Here is a 19,221-nt window from a genome sequence, read left to right as displayed (position 1 = left end):
CAATCTCTATAATTATTTTAACGTAATTTTCCATTTACCTTTAAAAAAATATAGTCCACCATTATTTGAGTGAACTATCTAAATTAAATTATATCTTTTAAATCAAACAATTTTCCAGTAATACCCAATCGTTATACTGGTGTTTTTACTGTTTTCTTTTTCCCTTCGTTTGTGGTAAATGGCATACAAAAGTTATAATGGGTTCGAATTATCGTTAGAGCCATTTGTGCGTATTTTGGATTAAAATTAGAATAGATATAACTTTTACCATCTCCACGAGCTATCATTAAAGGTCTTTCTAGACAACCAATTTAGCAATGGTTTTAGTATATAAAATAGCAAGAGTACATAAAAGTGCTTAAACATTTTAATAACAATATAAAAAGGGATGCTAAATCATATGTGATTTACATCCCTTTTTTGTTTGTTATTTTATATTTTCTCTCCCGTAACTGAACCCGTTATTTATTCATAGGAGTCTTTTTATACTTCTACGTTGCTTTTTAAATGGAAGCATTCTTCCCTGCTTCAATTTCTAATGACTCTTCATGCCACCAAAGTGTTTCTTCAGGGTCTTCTTTAGCGATTAGGTGTGCTTCTTTTTTCGTTTCTACTGTAGGATATGAACCTTTTAGCGCACGCCCTGAAGTCGTAACAAATAGTACACTAAATACAACTAATCCAATAATACTTACACCTGCTAAATAAAATGCCGGTGCGAGCGGGTTACCAGTTGCATGAACTAAGTATGAACATACGAGCGGTGTTGTTCCACCGAATATCGATACAGAAATATTAAATGAGATGGAAAGTGCTCGATAACGTACATCGGTGAAAAAGAGTGATGGTAATAATGAAGGTAATGTTCCTTCATATACACTTAAGAAGAAACCTAGTACGAAAATACCTGCAAATATAGCTGCAATATGTCCGTTACCTATTAGTAAAAATGCTGGAATTGCAAATACAGTTAAACCAAGTAAACCAATTTGCACAACGCGTTTATTACCAATTTTATCACTTAACTTACCGAAATATAGTGCTAGTGGAATCATAAGTGCCATCGTAATAGAAATAATTAATAAGCCTGTTGTTTCTTCGACTTTAAGTACTTGAGTTAGATAAGAAGGAATATACGAAAGAATCATATAATTTGTAATATTAAAGAAGGCGACAATTACTGTGCTTAATAAGAAGTCTTTTTTGTGATATTTAATAATATCCATAAATGAAAATTGTTCATTGTCTTCAGATTCCTCTTGTGCTTTTTCCATCTCTTCAAAGATTGGAGATTCATCTAGATGACGGCGTAAGTATAAACCGACCAAACCAATTGGTGCAGCTACTAAGAACGGAATACGCCATCCCCAGCTGAGCATTTGCTCATCTGTTAACAATAACGTCAAAATGGTAACAATTACCGATGCAGCAATGTAACCTGAGAGTGTTCCAATTTCAAGACCACTACCGAGTATACCACGCTTTTTATCTGGAGAAGATTCTGCGATATAAACCATTGCACCTGAATATTCGCCGCCTGTAGAGAAGCCTTGAATCATTCGGGCAACTAAAAGTAGTATTGGTGCCCATACACCAATTTGTTCATAGGTTGGTAGTAATGCGATGAATAATGTAGAAAGTGCCATTAAAATAATAGTAGTACTTAACACGATTTTTCGGCCGTACTTATCTCCTATTCTACCAAAGAATACACCTCCGATTGGTCGAACGAGAAAGGCTGCTGCAAATGTACCGAATGTAAGTACAAGCTGCAATCCACTATTATCAACACCTGAGAAGAATAATTGACTTAAAATAACCGCTAAATACGCGTATAATCCGAAGTCAAACCACTCCATTGCGTTTCCTATACCAGTAGCAATTACTGCTTTCCTGGCTTGTTTAGGATTGACAATATTAACGTCTTGAGGTTCAAAATTTAAATCATTATTTTGTTGCATATAATAAAACAGCTCCTTATTTAATTTAACTTCTTTAAGCACACCTTCTCTTATTGAATAAAATTAATTCGAAGCACTTAAGGAAAATTAACGTCTCCTTATCTGTTATTATTGTTTCACATAATTAATTATTTGTCCAATGAGATGCTCTCTATGTTAAGTAATTTACTATTTTAAAAAGCTAAAGAAGCCGCTAAAATAGCGGCTTCTTTAGCTTTTTATATTTTTTTATATTTTTTTAAATACTTGCTGTAGCAGCTATGTTATGAACACAGGAAATAAATTCATAAGTGAATGCGTCAATTTCCTCTTTCGTAATAATATACGGCGGAAGTAATCGAATAATATTCCCTTGTGTTACATCGACTAACATCCCTTTATTCATTAACTCAATCTGTAATTTCTTCACATTTTCATTCGTGTCATTCACACTTATCCCAAACATCATCCCCGCATGACGCACTTCCTGAATATAATAAGAATTTTCTTTCTGAATGTCTTGCAGTTTGTCATTTAAATATAGTGACGTTTCATAAGCTTCTTGCATTAACCCATCATCAAGTAATGTATTTAATACAGTTAAACCTAATGCTGTTCCCATTGATGAGTGAGCAAACGTTGTCCCGTGATCTCCTGGTGAAAATACATCACATAACTTTTCACCTACAATAATTCCCCCTAGCGGTATCCCGCCTCCTGCTCCTTTACCGATTTGAATAATGTCCGGTGTAATATTAAAATTTTGATAAGCAAATAGTTTTCCCGTTCGACCCATTCCACTTTGAACTTCATCAACGACAAGAAGTACATTATATTTTTTACATAAATTTTGAACACCATGTAAATATTCACTTGATAAAGGATAAATCCCCCCGCTACCTAAAACAGGCTCTAGCATAATCGCAATTGGATTTTCTTTAATAATGGTTTCTTCTAATTGGTCTATATTCTCGCGCTCTACTTCATATACAGGAATAGATGTTTTAGGAAAATTTTGATATACTTTTTCTTGTCTCGTAAAATGTAGTGCCCCTAACGTCCTCCCGTGAAAACTATCTTTTAACACAACTACTCCATCACGCTCTTCATTCGCAATAGATCTATATTTATCAATTAATTTTAATGTCGTTTCTGTCGCTTCCGTACCAGAGTTTGTAAAAAAGACTTTTCCGCTTTTTAAAGTACAACCTACTAATTTCTTTGCATACTCAATTGCAACTGGGTTTAAAAAATGAAACGGTAAATGCAACGATTTCGCAACTTGCTCCATTGTCGTTTGTACAATTTTAGGATGATTATATCCTAATACATTTACTCCTACGCCAGAAAATAAATCTAAATACTCTTTACCATCTACATCATACAGTTTACACCCTTCTCCCCTTTCCATTGCAACCTCTGTACGACAATATGTAGACATCATATATTCTTTATCTAATTGAAACCAATCCGACATGCTAAATTCCTCCTAGTTATTTTCCCTTTTTTAACGTTCATTCTCTATATAATCGTTTATAAATTAAGTTTTAAGATTGAAATTTTAATAGTGGTTTTCTTCCACATTTTTAGTAAAACGTGTGCTTTCTCTTCCCGATATTCATTTTTCCATAATTTCTTCTATTTCAACAGGTCCACTACATATGTGTTTTTTTCATCTAGCGGTATGTTACTGCTTTGAACTGTGCGTGTCATACATAATTAAGGCTATAGAATCATATTTAGTAACAATGGACAAAAAAGATTTGGAGGCTATATCGATGGATGAAAACTATGATAAACAGGGGCAATCTATACTAGGGAAAGACTTTAATGAAAATGACGAACGTAATGAACAAGCTAAACTTCACTCTCAAACAGTTGGTTCACGTGGACCCGTACTAGAGCAAGATAGTGTACTGCATGAGTCATTACAAGAATTTATTCATGAAAAAATTTTAGAAAGACCTGTTCATGTAAAAGGATTTGGTGCGTTCGGTTATTTTCAAACGATATATTCGATGTCTGAACATACTAAATTAAGTTTTTTACAAAATTCTAATGAGAAAGTTCCTGTTATGGTGCGATTTTCGTTAGCTGTTAGTACGAAAGGAACACCGGATACTTCTAGAAATGTACGCGGTTTTTCCACAAAATTTTATACGAAAGAAGGCATTTTTGACCTTTTATGCAATCACATCCCTGTTTTTTCTGTTCGTGATCCTATGCGTTTCCCTGAAACAATTCAAGCATTATTGCCTTCACCTAAAAATAACTTAATAGACCCTAATAGATTTTGGAGTTTTGTCGCTAAAGCACCTGAATCTATTCATTTTGTTGTCCGTTTATACTCTAATAATGGTACAGTCAAAAGTCTTCGCCACATACCAGGACATAGTGTAAATACATACATTTGGAGAAATGCGGAAGGTAATCGAAAGTATGTAAAGTATCATTGGTACCCATTTGAAGGTGTACAGTACATTACTAGTAAAGAAGCAATTAAACTAGCTGCCGAAAATCCTGATTATAGCGGGAAAGATTTATATGATGCAATTGAAAATGGTAAACCAGTGGAGTATGGCTTATACGTCCAGCTCATGAATCCGAAAGATGAAGCGCACCTATCTTATGATCCTTTAGATGACACAAAAGTATGGGATGAACAGACGTATCCTCTCATACCAGTCGGGAAAATGGTATTAAATAAAAATCCTGAAAATTTTATGGAACAAGTAGAAAAAGTCGCATTTTCCCCTTCTAATTTACTGGATGGTGCAGAACTATCAGATGATAAAATGCTGCAAGGGCGCGCTAATATTTACAGTGATTCACAACGAAGAAGAATTGGTCCCGAATTTCGCAAATTAACGATTAACCAGCAGCAAGATTGGACACCGACTAAGCAAATAACGAGCGGTGACGGAAGATACGTTGAAGGTAAACTTGAAAGAACTTCTATAACAAAACAAAATGACTTTACGCAGGCTGGTGAATTTTATACGAAGTTACAGCCGATAGAAAAAGAACATCTCGCTGAAAACTTAGCTAGTGATTTGAAAGTTATATCCGATGATATTCGAAAGGTAGTTTTGGGGTATTTTCATAAAGTGTCAGCTGATTTGGTGAATAAAATTGAGAGTGCAATACAAAAGCTTTGAGAATAAAAAAAACGTCATTTTTAATCTATAAAATGACGTTTTTTTTATGGCGAAATTACTAGGAATTTCTACCGCCTCATTTACAAGTATTAACGAAATTTTTCTCCTTCAAAATTTCCGTTATTTCATTTGGGATTATGATACTCATATCTCTTTTTCAAATAATCTTTTTCACATTGCAACGGTTTGTATTCCACTATTTTCCCTTGCTTCTTTTGCGTTTCAGTAACAACCCATTCCCCTTTTTCAAGTTCAAGGTGTTTTATCACATTTGTATCGTCTATTTCTTTATAGAGTAAAAATGCTTCAAGCGGCTTTACAAACAATCTTGGCTCTCCTCTATATCCACCACTTTCAAAAACTTTAGTTAACGAATTATAATACGTATCATCAATCCGACCACCATACATTAAATGTGCAGCTTCTAAATCTCTTTTATTAACTTCCCAAAAGCCACCTTCATCAAAATTCAAATGAAATACGGATTTAATGTCCTTCATAATATTTTCCACATACTTTTGATCCCGAATTTTACTTTCTTCGAGACAATCTGAAGTTAACTTTGGTGCATCTGTTTGAGAATGTACAACGTGTTGTATCGATACACACAAAATAAATATGCTTAAGATGTACAATATTTTTTTCATAATTACATATCACCTCAAATGATTTAGATACTATATTATTTGAGGCTTACAATATTCTTATGCTAGAAATGAGAAAGGTCCTATAAAATAAATTTTTTATAGGACCTTTCCTTTTAATATTGCTTTATCAAATTCACGGGCGGGGCAACTACCTTACTACTTTTCACATCATATAATCCTATAGGTGTTACTCGTATAAAAGGCAAGTGCGTCGCAGAAAAGAATAAAATCGTAAATGCTGGATCGTTATAAGCATATCCTCGCGCTTGCAGTAAGTTCACCATCTTTTTCTCTTCTTGTATTAATTCACTCATCTTTACATCCGACATAATCCCGAGCAATGGTAATGCAATTTCGTGCAATACTTCATTCTTTTCAGCAATTACAATCCCTCCGCCAAGCTCTTTTACTCTATGAAAAGCTGTAAGCATATCTTCTTTACTCTTTCCAATAAGAATGATATCACCTGTACCTGAATAAGAACTAGCAAGGCCACCTAATTCATTCGCAAAACCTTTCACAACTGTATTCACTCGCCAACTGCCATCACGGGCAATCATCATGAGGAAACATTCATCATGAACAATAGACAGTTCATTAAGGCCTAAGTCGATTTCGCTAACGTATGGTTTTGTTATAACGTTATTCAATAAGTGTATACCTGCTTTATTAGAAAAAACCATATCCTCTTTTTCTATGGTCCAGTCTAACAGTAGTGGAGTTACTTTGAAGTTACTCCATTCTATAAGTAACGATTCATTTTTGTTTACTCTATCACGCTTTACCCATTGTCCTTTTGCGATTACACTCGTTGGCACCGGATTTTCTTTACTTTCTAAAATATTGACATTGGCGATTCTACCTGTCGCAATTGAACTATGCACATGCTCCATATTATAATAGCGAGCAATATTATAACTTGCCATATGGTATGCATCTATTACTGGCACTCCTTGTTTTATCGCGGTAGAAATCATAACGTTTGTCATTCCATTTGCATAAAACGAAGGATGTGAGCCGTCTGTAGTAAGAATAAATCTATCAAACTGCTTTACGCCTAGTTCCAACAATTCTTTCAGTAAAACTTCTAAATCTGGACGGATTGAAGAATTTCTTAGGGAAACAGTGTAACCTTGCATAAGACGAGCGAAAGCTTCCTGCCCTGTCATCGCCTCATGATCACAATCTGTACCTAACAGTTTTAACTTCGCTAAAGTCGTTTCAGATGCACCTGGAAAATGTCCTTCTACTTTTTTATGTAATCGTTTCGTTTCCTGCACCCAATGTAACATTTCATCATCACCATGTAATAATTTGGGCCATGCTGTTAGCTCGCCGCCTTGAATCACCGCTTCATGCTGTAGCCACTCTACTATTTCTTCACTATTAAACAAAGATTCCCCGTTTTGTAATTCAGTCTGTCCATCAAAACGGCACCACCAATACATACTTGCTGGAATCTTATTGAATTCATCTAATAAACGAAATGCTTCTTCACGCTTTAATGTGAAAAATAAAGTTAAATTATCATTAATAAAAGTTGTTGTCCCAAACTGCATCGCATGATTCGCTAGCGTCTCTGGGTTATACAACTGATATGGATGTGCATGGGGTTCTATGTAACCGGGTACGACATACTTTCCTTCACAATCAACAACTTCACACTCCGTTAATTGCTTTGGCAGCTGCTCCCCTACATATACAATTCGATCATTATATATCCAAATGTGCGCTGTCATCCACTCGCGCATATAGGAATTTAAATATGTTGCATTCTTTAATAATATGTGTGGACTTCTTGTGCCGTCTAGTACTTCAACATGTTCTCGTAATTGCTTATTACTCCATTTAAAATGATTTTGTCCCATTGTATTCAACTCCACTGTTATATTAGTTAATATTAGAAATAATTAACAAACTAAAGTATCATCTATTCATAACTCCCCTTTATACCCCCTATTACTTTCATTATATGAAAAGATTATAAAAATAACAATTTTCAGAAATAAATACATTTCTTTTCTTCAAAATAAAAAGAATGCCATGCAACTGACATCCTTTTTATTTTTATCGTAAGCATTAAGATTGATTTTCACTTTGAAATACACTTGATGCCATATCATAAATGCAACTACTGTCCATAGTTGCGAACTTAAAAAAGCACCTCTTTTAAATATAACTACAAAAAAATTCCATTCACTTTCTTTTCATCTATTTATTAAATTCAATTTGCATCATTTTATTAAACTGTGGAACAATATCGACCCCACCTATAGAGTTGAGACTGATAGCCAATGTATGTTTGCCTCCAATTACTCCCCCAGCAAAAGTTGTAAATCCAGGAATTCCTCCTCCATGCCCCCAAACTGAAACACCGTTTGGAAGTTTAGTCTCATAGATTCCAAGACCGTATGCGTCACCAACCCCTTTTCCTTCTATAGGAACTGTAGTAAGCATTTCTTTTAGCTCGCGTTCCTTTAGTAACTTACCACCGAGTAAAGATGAAAAGAACTTATTTAAATCATCCGCATTAGAAATCATATCTCCAGCTGCATTAGCTAAACTCGGATTATAATACGTAATATCTTTCAACTCGCCTGTTCCCTCTATTTTCACATATCCACGAGCATGATTCTTTCCTGGGATGACGGGTGAATTTCCTGGTAAAAACGTATTTGATAGGTCCAAAGGTTCAATAATTCGCTTTTCGATTTCTTCCGCATAACTATTTCCAGTTATTTTTTCAATAAGCATTCCTAGTATTACGTATCCTGTGTTTGAATACAACCAGTCTTTACCCGGCGAGAAATCTGGAGGCAGCGAAAGGCCTATTTTCACTATTTCTTCTGCTGTATACGTTTTTTTCGAATTCATTATGTCCGCGTCTTTTGACTTTAAGTATTCAGCGATACCACTCGTATGATTCAAAAGTTGTCGTATCGTAATTTGATTACCATCATACCCATTTCCTTGAATAAGACCCGGTAGCCACTTTTCAATTGGATCGTCAAGTTGTAAGCGCTTTTCTCCTACTAATTGAAGAATAGTCGTGGCAGTAAACGACTTCGTCACACTACCAATCCGAAAGCGATAATCCGAATTCACCGGTTTCTTTGTACTTAAGTCCGCCAAGCCAGCAGTAAAACTACTAGTTTTTCCGTTATTAGACGCCTTAGCTAATATTCCTACAGCACCAAGCTGTACTGTTTCCTGCATTACTTGTTTCCAGCCATTACGATTCTTTTGATCATGTACTTGTGACGAACTAGAAATATTTTGAGTTGACTCTGCAGTCACAGTAAAACCAGGTGTGAATAGGGTAGTACCCGCTAATAAAGCTGCTAAACTTGCCAACTTAATTGAATTACATTTTTTCATAAGGCTTTGTCTCCTCCATTAATATCGCATTAATTCAAGCTATACTTTCATCCTATATGATAAATCCCTCTTTTTTCTTATCCATTCCTTACGAAATACTTACGTTTAAATACAGTAAACTGAGGAAGAGTTATGCATGCAAATAAAAAGAGAACATGTTTTCATTTTTTATGTAAACATGTTCTCATAAACATTTAAAATTCTATATTAACTTTTCATCCTATTCTTTACACAACTAATCTAAATTCCTTTTTACCAGCCCGCACTAGCATTCATACCATTTCCAATAATAGAAAGTAATAGCGGCCATAATACTGGTCCCAATGTAAGAAATACATTTAGAAGTATGAGCATTCTATATCCAACAGTGAAATTATGATTTTTACGATTAACAAATACTAAACTGATTAATGATATTATAGTCGTTAAAAATAATACTAACATTAGCAACCAATACCACACCATTAAACTAAGACTCCATGGTGTTAATAGCTCATGTATGATACAAAATGAGATTCCTAATACAGCAAAACTAAAACTAGTTACCGATGTTTTTATAAGCCATTTATTTATTTTTTTATCGTATGTATTTTTACAATATAAATCTATTAAAGTATATAAAGATAAATATGCCATTAATACACCTATCCAAGACAATAACCAGTCTCCGTCCCCTTTGAATAATACGTACAGTAACCAACACATGCCTACTGCAGAAAAAACAAAGGAAATAAGTATGCTTTTTAATACCGATTTCATTACATTTTCACACCCTTAAAAAATCAAAAATTAATTATATTTTATAAAAATTAAGTATAGGTTAACATGTAATAAAGTATAAGTAAATAAAGTTAATTTTGTTTACCTATTTGAAGACGGTTTCATATAAAAAAAGAATTCATGTTAATCAAATTTCCGTATAAAAAAAGAAAAGGTGGATATTTATGTATCCACCTTCCCATCTTCCTCTACCCACTTCATTATTTCTTCCACATCTAAATCCGTATACGTCTTTTCACCATAACGAACAGACTCATATAACGGAATAATATCTCTCGTTCTACAAATTCTCTTTTGCCATTGTTACATCGTTTCAGAGAATCTTCTCTGTTCATGGTCTCATCTCACCTAAACTCGTACTTCTTTTTCTATTCTATAATTGCACATAGTACTCCATAATGGTTCAACCATCATAGAATACGTATTTTCAAACACCCTGTCACTTTCCTATCTCACTTAAAGATTCTCTTTTCACTCTTGATCATCATAAGCATCACCCAGTGATTCAAATTCACTCTTTAGCCAATAACAATATTGTCCATTATTCTTAATAAGTTTTTCAAGTAAGTCAGTGAATGAAGTGGCAATAATTTGCGACTCCCCAACTATTCCATGCCGATCAAAGAAACTATCATAACATCTACCTAGTCTTTCTTCACTAAGATCTATTGTTAAATATTCATCCTTGCCATCATTGCATATAATATACCAAGTTGATGAAATATCTTCTTCACATAACTCTCCTACAATTACGGGATTAGCCAAAATAAACCCCTTTGGGGTAACAATATGAATAGGATATTCCTCATTTTCAAATAAAGTTAGACCACCACAAAGACTATAAAATTCTTTTAAATCACCTGGTAGCATATGCTTATTCTTATCAATTAACGGTAATTCTGTAGGCTCCTGAACTCGACAATTAGGTAATGATTTTACTTTTTTAATCAACTGATTAATATTTTCCATCTGAATTACTCCCTAAAATTATATTGATTAAAAGCCCTATAATACTCTTGCTTAGCTAAACGTGGTACATTCGCAGCATCAAACATTTTTTCCGTCAATTCTTGTATTTCCTTTGTTGAAACAGATTTCCACTCTACTTTACCTCCAACCTTTTTCCCTGTTTTATCAAAGAGCCATTGTCTATAAACCGCTTTAGTATCATTGTGTTGCTCTTTAGTTAAAGCTATATTTGGAGTATTCGCCCCTCTACTAACATAATCAGGGACATTATGTTCAGCCCATACATCCATAACGCCATGATGATTTTCTAATGGTGAATTGCTTGGTCTATACGGTACTACATCGTATGGTTCTGTAGTCTTACCCTTACCGCCATCTTTAGACTTCGCAAACTTATAATAAGCTTCTATTAATTCGCCTTGAGGTATATTTTGGTTACAATAGTTCCACCAACACTAGAGAATGCATAAGAAGCATCTCTCTTAAATGATTGTAACATTTCAAGCGTAGGCTTCAATTCTTTTGCTAGTGTTACTGCATTAGCAAATGTACTTACTCCACTTGATGCTTTTGCTCCTTTTGTGATATGGCCTACTTTATTTAGTGCCCTATCGCCTAATATTGTGGTAGCTATTTGTGTTAATCCATAGGTAGTCAATTCTGTACGACTCTCTGCATCTCCCTCTATCATATCTCGTTTTATTTTATTTGAAAATGCATGCCACATATTTTTTGCAGTTTCATCCAAATGGAAAAGTGCATAGGTTACATTAATAAAAGTTCCTATGTCCATATTACTTAAAGCTATTGCGGACTCGATTTCATCACCAATAGCTTTCCCCGATCCTCTTTGAATAGCTTCCCACATCTTTTTCGCTGTTTCAAACGTACCAACTATACTGTCTGCCGCATCGTCCCAAGCATTTCTAACCGGAGATTTCTCCTCAATTATGTTATTTGTTTCTATATCTTTAATTGACTGATCATTTTTTCGGGCTGTTTCTTCTATAATCCCCTGAATAGAACTCACCCAATCCATATTCAACCCTTGTGTACTAAACGTCCCACTCACAGGACTAAATCCTTTCCCGCTTTGCACTTCAGCGAGTCCGGCTGTGATGCTAGCGGCTAATTGGAGGGCGGTGCTGTAGTTGTTGCTGGACGAATGATTGAATTCATATAGACGCTCTAGTTTTTCTTCTAGTTTTTTTCTCATTGCAATTAAGACTGCAATAATTGCGTCTACTCCAGGCATTGGTGTAAGCACTTCTATTGCTTCTATACTTGCAATGGATTGATTGATTTCTTGTATTTGTTGTCTTATTTCATGTTCGATAACATCTGTTGAAGCAACTTTTGCTTGAAAATCGTTTGGAAATGCTTCGTTTTGGCGAATTAATTCTTCACATAAGCATATGATTCCTTGCGCTAATGGCCGGAATGTTTGGACAAGGTAGGCTTTTGCACTACTGTATGTTTGTCCTTGTAATACTGTGTCTATCGCAAAGGCATCAATAGATTGAATAGCTTGTTCCATACTTTGAATCGTAGCATTACATATAGCGTTCATACTTTGAGTTTGACTTTGTACTTCTCCCAAATACATGTTTAAACTCATGTATCGGCCTCCCTTTGTAGTTGCTGCTGTTCATAGGAAAGGTCGTTTTCTTTCTCACTGAGATGCCGTTTTTCTTTAAGCAACGTCTCTTTTTCATTTTCTAATTCGAATGTAAGTTTTCTTTCATACTGTCCGATTTCTTGCCGCATATTCGTAAAAAGGTGAAACACTTCTTTGTCGTCGTGCCAAGTTTCTAGTATTCGGTTAAATAAACGATTGCTTCTATTTTTCCATTCATGAAAACTAGCCTCAGCTCGTTCTTGATTTTGCAGCGCGATTCGGTTTTCATTTTGTTCTTCAAATATAATTCGTAATTTTTGATTACATTGACTGATTCTCGTTTCAATTTCTTGACTCATCTTTTCTCCCTACCTTTTCCCCTTTACGTAGGTTGTTACATTATTGAAAAGTCTTTTGAAGTCCAGTATCCATTTTCTCAAATTCATTTGCTACGGAATGGATATTATCAATCGTTTGTTGAAAAGTAGCGCAAAATTGTTTCGTGATTTGTAAATTTTGTTGATTTGCTTCTTGTGCTTTGAAGTTCACAGATAGTGTCGTACGCGTTGCCTTATTTATAGAGCGACTAGTAGCACTTTGCATCCTATCTGAAGCATTTCTCATTTTCGTTGCAAGTTGCGTTGCCGTATGCAAATTACTTTGAAATTCTCCCATTACTTACTCCCCTCTACCTTTTATTTACAAGAAAATTATAACACGGAAAAATATCCCAATAAACCGAATGTTCGAATTTAACATACAATTCACCACAGTTACTGAGGATACGAGCAACGCTTATCTATCAACATAACTGAGTCCAAGATGGATTCTACTTATACAAAAAAGATGACTTCAGCCATATGCTAAAGTCATCTTTTTCTACCTTATTATTTTACTAATTCTCCATTATAAGCTTTTATATTAAGCGGAGCAGTTAAAAATTGTGCTGCTTTACTAACGAAAGATGTGAAGTGTGCACTCGTATTATGGCTCGCAACTGCTGCTTCATCTTTCCATACTTCTACCATCGTATAAACACTTTCTTTTTCTGTATCTTTATATAAGTCATAAGATACATTTCCACTTTCTTCTCTTGAACCATGAATAAGCGGACGAATTTCTTCTAAAAATGCTTGTTGTTTCGTTGGATCTACTTGAAATATTGCGTGAATAATAATCATGGTGCTTCCCCTCTCATCTTTCACTTATTGAAGTTCTTTTATAAAATTATTTCCACTCTGCAACTTTTTCAATTGGAAGACGTACTGATTGGTAACCACTGTCTGCAGCTTTCCCGATTGAAATTAACATAACTGGTACGTAGCGTTCTTTATCTAGTCCAAATGCTTCTGCAATTTGGTCTTTTTCAAATCCACCAATTGGACAAGTATCATAACCGTGCGCACGAGCTGCTAGCATAAACTGCATCGCTACAAGACCACCGTCAATTAATACTGTATCTTTCATTACTTCTGGTGTAACCATAGAGAAGTAAGCTGAAAGTTTTTTCATTTGATCTTCTTTTACTTCTGCTGGCATAAGTCCACGCTCTACTGCTGTACCGTAAATTTCTTCTGCGTTATCAAAGTTGTTTAAATCACCAAATAAAGCAATCATTGCTGAAGATGTTTCTACTTGAGATTGATTGAACTTCGCAAGTGGCGCAAGTGTTGCTTTCGCTTCGTCACTTTCAATCACTACGAATCTCCATGGTTGCATGTTTACTGAAGATGGTGCAAGTGTTGCTTCTGTAAGAATTTCTGTCATTTCTTCTTTGCTAATTTTCACTGAAGGGTCGTACTTACGAATTGAACGACGTCCTGTTAAAATTTCGTTAAAATCATTTGTTTTTACTGAGTTAGTCATAGTTGTATTCTCCCTTTTTTATAATTCTTTTATATTTTCTTGAATGTGATTTAACATATTTAAAAGATTATCGCGTTCTTCCTCACTTAATCCTTTAAATGCAGATGCTGCAAAACGTTCTTTTTCCTCTTGAAACGCTTGAATTTTATTTCGTCCCTCTTCAGTAAGAGAAACTAACGTAATTCTGTTATCTTCTGGATTTTTACGTCTTACAATCATTTCATTGGCCTCAAGCTGCTTTAAATGCCTTGTTATCGCAGCATTATCAATATTCACTTCTTGCTGAAGTGCTTTTTGACTAATTTCACCTACTTCAAATAATTGAAGTATAAGCTCTAATCGAGACTGGCTCATACCCGTACACCCTTCAAATTTCGAACTTACTTCTTTATTTAGAAAGTGTAATTTATATAAAATAATCGCTTCTTTTGAGCATGAACTTGTCAAATTAACCCTCCTTTACAATCAAAATAAAAACATTTGATGTATCAATAGTTGATATGTCAATTAATATAATCTATATCGATTTAGAATGCAAGCATTTTGTTTTTATTTTATTTTTTCCAAATTAAGGCGCTTTGTAGCGTTACAAATAATGTTAATTGCACTATAATAATACTAATTTAAAGAACTGGAGAGTGATTGTAATGCGGCAATACACAAATAGAAATGAGGAAATGAAAATGGAAAATGAAATGAGGATATTTAAATATGACAACAATAAATATAGGGATTGTCGCGCACGTAGACGCTGGCAAGACGAGTTTGACTGAGCGTATTCTTTATGAAACAAATGTAATTAAAGAAATTGGCCGAGTTGATAGTGGTAATACACAAACTGACTCAATGGAATTAGAAAGACAGCGCGGAATTACGATTAAAGCATCTGTCGTTTCTTTCTATATAAATGACTTAAAAGTAAATGTAATTGATACACCTGGACACGCTGATTTTATCGCTGAAGTGGAGCGATCCTTCCGCGTTTTAGACGGTGCGATTTTAGTTATTTCTGCCGTTGAAGGTGTGCAAGCACAAACGAAGATTTTAATGCGAACATTACAGAAACTAAACATACCAACAATATTATTCGTAAATAAAATTGATAGTAATGGCGCAAATACTGAAAAAGTTATGAAACAAATAAAAGAGATTCTTTCAAATGAAGCATTCCCCTTCTACTCTGTTCTAAACGTAGGAACGAAAGGAGCCCGGATTATTGCATACAAATCATATGACGATTGTACGGAACTGTTAGCGCCATATAATGAATCGTTACTTGCGTCATATGTAAATGATGAAATCGTACCGGACGTATTATTAAGAGAAGAACTCGAAAAACAAATACAGCAAGCAAGTGTGTACCCAATCTTTTTCGGTTCAGCCATGACAGGTATAGGTGTAACTGAACTGCTCGAAAATATTTCAACCTTATTTCCAGCTAATAAGTCGGCAGAAAACGAAACATTATCCGGTGTTGTGTTTAAAATTGAACGTGAACCTTCTGGAGAAAAGGTTGCTTATGTAAGAGTTTTTTCTGGTCGTTTACACGTAAGAAAATATGTTGATATACAGCGCGGAGACGTTCTGGGGCATAAAGAAAAGGTTAAGAAAATATGTCTATTTCATAACGGGAATGTTGTTCAAGCTTCTATCGTTCCTAGCGGAGAATTTTGCAAAGTGTGGGGACTGAATGATATTAAAATTGGTGATATTATCGGTGAACGGACTCGTTATATAAAAGATATTCACTTTGCCGAACCACAAATGGAAGCGGCCATTGATGCAGTATCAAAAGAAAGAATTCATGATTTATACGCTGCACTTATGGAACTCTGTGAAGAAGATCCACTCATTAAAGTGTGGAAAGATGATGTTCATAAGGAACTATACATTCGCCTTTTCGGTGAAGTGCAAAAAGAAGTAATTGAAACCACACTTTTTGAGAAGTATAATTTGCAGGTTACTTTCTCAAATACACGAGTTGTATGTATTGAGAAACCAATTGGCATAGGGAATAGCGTTGAAGTAATGGGCGAAAAAGCGAATCCATTTTACGCAACAATTGGCTTCGAAGTGGAGCGTGGTGAACTTAATTCTGGCATAACGTATAACTTAGGTGTTGAGCTTGGATCACTTCCATTAGCATTCCATAAAGCGATTGAAGATACGGTATTTCAAACGTTAAAACAAGGTTTATATGGTTGGGAAGTTACAGATATTATCGTCACATTAACACATACCGGTTATGCTAGTCCTGTTACAACAGCAAGTGACTTTAGAAATTTAACACCACTCGTTTTAATGAATGCTTTAAAGCAAGCTGAAACACATGTATATGAGCCAATAAACGAGTTTGAATTAACTGTACCGGAGCACGCAATTAGTACCGCGATGTATAAGCTCGCTGCCGTTCCAGCAACTTTTGCAGAGCCTATATTATATAATGATTCTTACCAATTAACAGGATCATTACCTGTTGCAAAAACAGAGAATTTTAAACGAATGCTACATTCATTTACAGAAGGAGACGGCATATTTACAACGAAGCCAGCTGGTTTCACAAAGCTTATGGCTCCCTTCCCTACTCGAAAACGTGTTGATTATAATCCGCTGAACCGGAAAGATTATTTGCTTCATGTGCTGAAGGCTTATTAAAGTAAAAGAGGTGCAATTCGCACCTCTTTTTGCATGTATTGATGAGTTAGTTTTTCCTAACAACTTCTTTAAGCTTTTCTATTATATTTGCTATCGCTTCAATTGAATTCTTTGTTTCATATTCCCCAACATTTACAGAATGATTTGCATTTTTAACAACATCGATCATTAAATTCGTTTTATGTAACTGATCAATTTGAGCTGCATTGTATTGGTGATCTTTATCCCCAATAACTAAAAGCCCTTCGTGTCGACTATGTAAGATAGAATCAAAAATTGTATCAAACGTCAGTAAAGGTGTAAGTAGTATCATTTTTGACTGCGCGAATTCGTCTCTCTTCATTAAATCATTTGCAATCGGAATTGTTCCGAGTGATTTCCCTAAAAACATAATATAGTTGTATTGCTCATCTTTTAATACTTCATTCATTACAGGATTAATATCATCCATCATTACTTTCGTTACTTCTTCCATTGGTTTATTCATTAATTGTCCATCATAAGAATAATGAATATGTACAACATCTATTTTATGTTCAAGCATTAACATCATTGCATAATAAAATAACGGCTTATCATAATTGTATCCTGAACCTGAAAACATAAAGCAAACCCTACTAGAACCTTTTTCGATATGTGTGTAATAAATTACTTTGTCATTTATATGTACCTCTTTTTTAGTTCCCTTCACCATTTCCCCCTCCGAATACATTTAATCTTTTAAAACGATATGTTCTATATGAACTGCTATATCATTTACTTTTTCTTTTATAAACGCAGGCTGTAAATTATATGCCTCTAACTCTTCTACTGGCACCCACCTAAACAAATACGTTCTATCCTCTTCTTCCAAAATATATTGATCCACTCCATTTGCAGGTAACTCATGTAGCTCTACTTCATAATAAAAACTAATTTCATGAAACTTTCGCTCAGAAAGTGTAAAGAAATTTTCTACTGACCATATTAATCTTTTCCCTTTCATAGGAACACCTAATTCTTCTGCAAGCTCTCGTTTTAACGCATCCTCACTATTCTCTAACATTTTCACTCTTCCGCCTGGTACGTACCAAAAATCTTCACCGTCACATTGCTGAATAAGTAGTTTATTACCTTGTTTACAAATTGCTCCGACTCGGTAATTAAAACATGTTTCCTCTACTTTAAACGTAAGATCCATCCGTAACGCCCCCTTATATAAATATCGAATTATTACAAAACAATTATGTAATTACTGTACAAATAAGGTTACCAAATTTATCCACTCTATTCAATCGTTTTCGAATTTTCCGAACTCTTATTTTTCATCATTACAAGTGTATATACATATGTTACAATCACATTGCACACTAGAAAACATTATGGGGGTACGGATGGAAACGTTATTAATCCAGCAAACTGAGAAATCAAATAAGTTTTGGAAAATCATTGTGAAAGAAAAAGACTATGTTGTGTTTTACGGAAAAATCGGCACAGCTGGCAGTGTGAAAGCGAAAGAGTTTGAAACAGAAGAAGAATGTATGAAAGAAGCTAATAAACTAGTTGCTTCCAAACGTAAAAAAGGATATATAAACCCTATTCAAGGGGAAGATTACATAAAAGAAAAGACAATAACCGAAGAAGAATTTTGGGAACTACTTAATCGTGCAAAAACGAAAGGTGAGGAACAAGTAGAACAAATAGAATGGCTTACTTCCCACCTTGCTAAACGTACAGTACATGAAATTGTTGCTTTCGATACGCATATGCATCGTATTTTGAAAGATTCCTATACCTCCCGTTTATGGGCAGCAGCCTATATTATTATGGGTGGCTGTTCAGATGATACTTTCGATTACTTCCGTGGATGGTTATTATATCAAGGAAAAGAGACATACGAAGCTTGTATTGAAGATCCAGAACGATTAATTCCTGTATTAGAAAATTTGAGTGAGTATGACGTTCCAGAGATTGAAGAACTTACTCTATATTTCGGGCAAGAAGTTTACATGGAGAAGACTGGGGATGAAGATGATACATACTTTACACTATACCATGTCTTAACAAATGAAGAGTTTGAGGAAGTTGATATCGAGTTAGATTGGGATGAAGACGATGAGGAAGGTTTAAAAAAGATGTTTCCTAAGCTATGGGAGATGTATGAGGAAGAACCGATTGAGTGGTAGATTCATATTAGGACTCTGTTTGACCAATAAACAGAGTCCTTTTTT

At 34.6% G+C, this 19,221-nt stretch carries 17 protein-coding genes and 2 pseudogenes; 3 read left to right on the top strand and 16 right to left on the bottom strand.

What is annotated here, in order from left to right:
* Positions 1-503 precede the first annotated feature (503 nt).
* Together ASE54_RS12065 and ASE54_RS12060 are read right to left on the bottom strand one after the other, a co-directional pair.
* Positions 504-1,961: an MFS transporter gene (locus tag ASE54_RS12065; protein ID WP_001186930.1), complete on the bottom strand. Its 1,458-nt coding sequence runs from the start codon at positions 1,959-1,961 to the stop codon at positions 504-506.
* A 238-nt stretch (positions 1,962-2,199) separates the two neighbouring features.
* Positions 2,200-3,417: an aminotransferase class III-fold pyridoxal phosphate-dependent enzyme gene (locus ASE54_RS12060; protein WP_001286468.1), complete on the bottom strand. Its 1,218-nt coding sequence runs from the start codon at positions 3,415-3,417 to the stop codon at positions 2,200-2,202.
* 301 nt (positions 3,418-3,718) lie between these two features.
* On the opposite strand from ASE54_RS12060, the gene ASE54_RS12055 reads away from it, so the two are divergent.
* Complete coding sequence (locus tag ASE54_RS12055) at positions 3,719-5,098, top strand: catalase (RefSeq protein ID WP_014895285.1); 1,380 nt, start codon at positions 3,719-3,721, stop codon at positions 5,096-5,098.
* 125 nt (positions 5,099-5,223) lie between these two features.
* Here ASE54_RS12055 and ASE54_RS12050 read toward each other — a convergent pair whose 3' ends face one another.
* The 12 genes and pseudogenes from ASE54_RS12050 to ASE54_RS11995 form a co-directional block, all read right to left on the bottom strand.
* A complete protein-coding gene (locus ASE54_RS12050) occupies positions 5,224-5,745 on the bottom strand; it encodes a hypothetical protein (protein ID WP_000723220.1) in 522 nt (173 codons plus the stop codon).
* Between the two features lie 113 nt (positions 5,746-5,858).
* Positions 5,859-7,613, bottom strand: a complete 1,755-nt coding sequence (locus ASE54_RS12045) for an adenine deaminase C-terminal domain-containing protein (RefSeq protein WP_000531323.1) — start codon at positions 7,611-7,613, stop codon at positions 5,859-5,861.
* Positions 7,614-7,956: 343 nt separating this feature from the next.
* Entirely contained in the window at positions 7,957-9,123 is a 1,167-nt protein-coding gene (locus ASE54_RS12040) for a serine hydrolase domain-containing protein (protein ID WP_000710641.1), read from the bottom strand.
* A gap of 252 nt (positions 9,124-9,375) precedes the next feature.
* Positions 9,376-9,882, bottom strand: a complete 507-nt coding sequence (locus ASE54_RS12035; protein ID WP_000843839.1) for a DUF3902 family protein — start codon at positions 9,880-9,882, stop codon at positions 9,376-9,378.
* 183 nt (positions 9,883-10,065) lie between these two features.
* Positions 10,066-10,239, bottom strand: a pseudogene (locus ASE54_RS34130) (signal peptidase II); the annotation flags it as partial.
* A 135-nt stretch (positions 10,240-10,374) separates the two neighbouring features.
* Entirely contained in the window at positions 10,375-10,872 is a 498-nt protein-coding gene (locus ASE54_RS12030) for an SMI1/KNR4 family protein (protein ID WP_000427920.1), read from the bottom strand.
* 5 nt (positions 10,873-10,877) lie between these two features.
* Positions 10,878-12,490, bottom strand: a pseudogene (locus ASE54_RS36865) (T7SS effector LXG polymorphic toxin).
* Complete coding sequence (locus tag ASE54_RS12015; protein WP_000076591.1) at positions 12,487-12,849, bottom strand: DUF3958 family protein; 363 nt, start codon at positions 12,847-12,849, stop codon at positions 12,487-12,489. Before ASE54_RS12015 ends, ASE54_RS36865 begins: the two are co-directional and overlap by 4 nt.
* Positions 12,850-12,889: 40 nt before the next feature.
* Complete coding sequence (locus ASE54_RS12010) at positions 12,890-13,165, bottom strand: TIGR04197 family type VII secretion effector (RefSeq protein WP_000503638.1); 276 nt, start codon at positions 13,163-13,165, stop codon at positions 12,890-12,892.
* Positions 13,166-13,377: 212 nt separating this feature from the next.
* Positions 13,378-13,671, bottom strand: coding sequence for a putative quinol monooxygenase (locus ASE54_RS12005; RefSeq protein ID WP_000583832.1), 294 nt, complete (start codon positions 13,669-13,671; stop codon positions 13,378-13,380).
* Between the two features lie 46 nt (positions 13,672-13,717).
* Entirely contained in the window at positions 13,718-14,356 is a 639-nt protein-coding gene (locus ASE54_RS12000) for a nitroreductase family protein (RefSeq protein ID WP_000185391.1), read from the bottom strand.
* Between the two features lie 18 nt (positions 14,357-14,374).
* Positions 14,375-14,803: a MarR family transcriptional regulator gene (locus ASE54_RS11995; protein WP_000204164.1), complete on the bottom strand. Its 429-nt coding sequence runs from the start codon at positions 14,801-14,803 to the stop codon at positions 14,375-14,377.
* A 264-nt stretch (positions 14,804-15,067) separates the two neighbouring features.
* On the opposite strand from ASE54_RS11995, the gene ASE54_RS11990 reads away from it, so the two are divergent.
* Positions 15,068-17,011 carry a TetM/TetW/TetO/TetS family tetracycline resistance ribosomal protection protein gene (locus ASE54_RS11990; protein WP_000207821.1) on the top strand — a complete coding sequence of 648 codons (1,944 nt, stop codon included), beginning with the start codon at positions 15,068-15,070 and terminating at the stop codon, positions 17,009-17,011.
* Between the two features lie 46 nt (positions 17,012-17,057).
* Here ASE54_RS11990 and ASE54_RS11985 read toward each other — a convergent pair whose 3' ends face one another.
* Positions 17,058-17,705, bottom strand: coding sequence for an alpha/beta hydrolase (locus ASE54_RS11985; protein WP_226790179.1), 648 nt, complete (start codon positions 17,703-17,705; stop codon positions 17,058-17,060).
* 18 nt (positions 17,706-17,723) lie between these two features.
* Positions 17,724-18,191, bottom strand: a complete 468-nt coding sequence (locus ASE54_RS11980) for an NUDIX hydrolase (protein ID WP_000366255.1) — start codon at positions 18,189-18,191, stop codon at positions 17,724-17,726.
* Between the two features lie 193 nt (positions 18,192-18,384).
* Between ASE54_RS11980 and ASE54_RS11975 the strand changes: the two genes are divergently transcribed.
* Entirely contained in the window at positions 18,385-19,176 is a 792-nt protein-coding gene (locus ASE54_RS11975; RefSeq protein WP_000449104.1) for a DUF4240 domain-containing protein, read from the top strand.
* Positions 19,177-19,221: the final 45 nt, after the last annotated feature.

Source organism: Bacillus sp. Root131 (genome assembly GCF_001429475.1).
Classification (GTDB): domain Bacteria; phylum Bacillota; class Bacilli; order Bacillales; family Bacillaceae_G; genus Bacillus_A; species Bacillus_A thuringiensis_S.
Note: the sequence above shows the minus strand (reverse complement) of the source record. Positions and strands in the feature narration are given on the sequence as shown.

Excerpts from the sequence above, each read along its gene's own strand:
- ASE54_RS12065 (WP_001186930.1), bottom strand. The coding sequence starts at position 1,961 with ATGCAACAAAATAATGATTTAAATTTTGAACCTCAAGACGTTAATATT.
- ASE54_RS12060 (WP_001286468.1), bottom strand. The coding sequence starts at position 3,417 with ATGTCGGATTGGTTTCAATTAGATAAAGAATATATGATGTCTACATAT.
- ASE54_RS12055 (WP_014895285.1), top strand. The coding sequence starts at position 3,719 with ATGGATGAAAACTATGATAAACAGGGGCAATCTATACTAGGGAAAGAC.
- ASE54_RS12050 (WP_000723220.1), bottom strand. The coding sequence starts at position 5,745 with ATGAAAAAAATATTGTACATCTTAAGCATATTTATTTTGTGTGTATCG.
- ASE54_RS12045 (WP_000531323.1), bottom strand. The coding sequence starts at position 7,613 with ATGGGACAAAATCATTTTAAATGGAGTAATAAGCAATTACGAGAACAT.
- ASE54_RS12040 (WP_000710641.1), bottom strand. The coding sequence starts at position 9,123 with ATGAAAAAATGTAATTCAATTAAGTTGGCAAGTTTAGCAGCTTTATTA.
- ASE54_RS12035 (WP_000843839.1), bottom strand. The coding sequence starts at position 9,882 with ATGAAATCGGTATTAAAAAGCATACTTATTTCCTTTGTTTTTTCTGCA.
- ASE54_RS12030 (WP_000427920.1), bottom strand. The coding sequence starts at position 10,872 with ATGGAAAATATTAATCAGTTGATTAAAAAAGTAAAATCATTACCTAAT.
- ASE54_RS12015 (WP_000076591.1), bottom strand. The coding sequence starts at position 12,849 with ATGAGTCAAGAAATTGAAACGAGAATCAGTCAATGTAATCAAAAATTA.
- ASE54_RS12010 (WP_000503638.1), bottom strand. The coding sequence starts at position 13,165 with ATGGGAGAATTTCAAAGTAATTTGCATACGGCAACGCAACTTGCAACG.
- ASE54_RS12005 (WP_000583832.1), bottom strand. The coding sequence starts at position 13,671 with ATGATTATTATTCACGCAATATTTCAAGTAGATCCAACGAAACAACAA.
- ASE54_RS12000 (WP_000185391.1), bottom strand. The coding sequence starts at position 14,356 with ATGACTAACTCAGTAAAAACAAATGATTTTAACGAAATTTTAACAGGA.
- ASE54_RS11990 (WP_000207821.1), top strand. The coding sequence starts at position 15,068 with ATGACAACAATAAATATAGGGATTGTCGCGCACGTAGACGCTGGCAAG.
- ASE54_RS11985 (WP_226790179.1), bottom strand. The coding sequence starts at position 17,705 with ATGGTGAAGGGAACTAAAAAAGAGGTACATATAAATGACAAAGTAATT.
- ASE54_RS11980 (WP_000366255.1), bottom strand. The coding sequence starts at position 18,191 with ATGGATCTTACGTTTAAAGTAGAGGAAACATGTTTTAATTACCGAGTC.
- ASE54_RS11975 (WP_000449104.1), top strand. The coding sequence starts at position 18,385 with ATGGAAACGTTATTAATCCAGCAAACTGAGAAATCAAATAAGTTTTGG.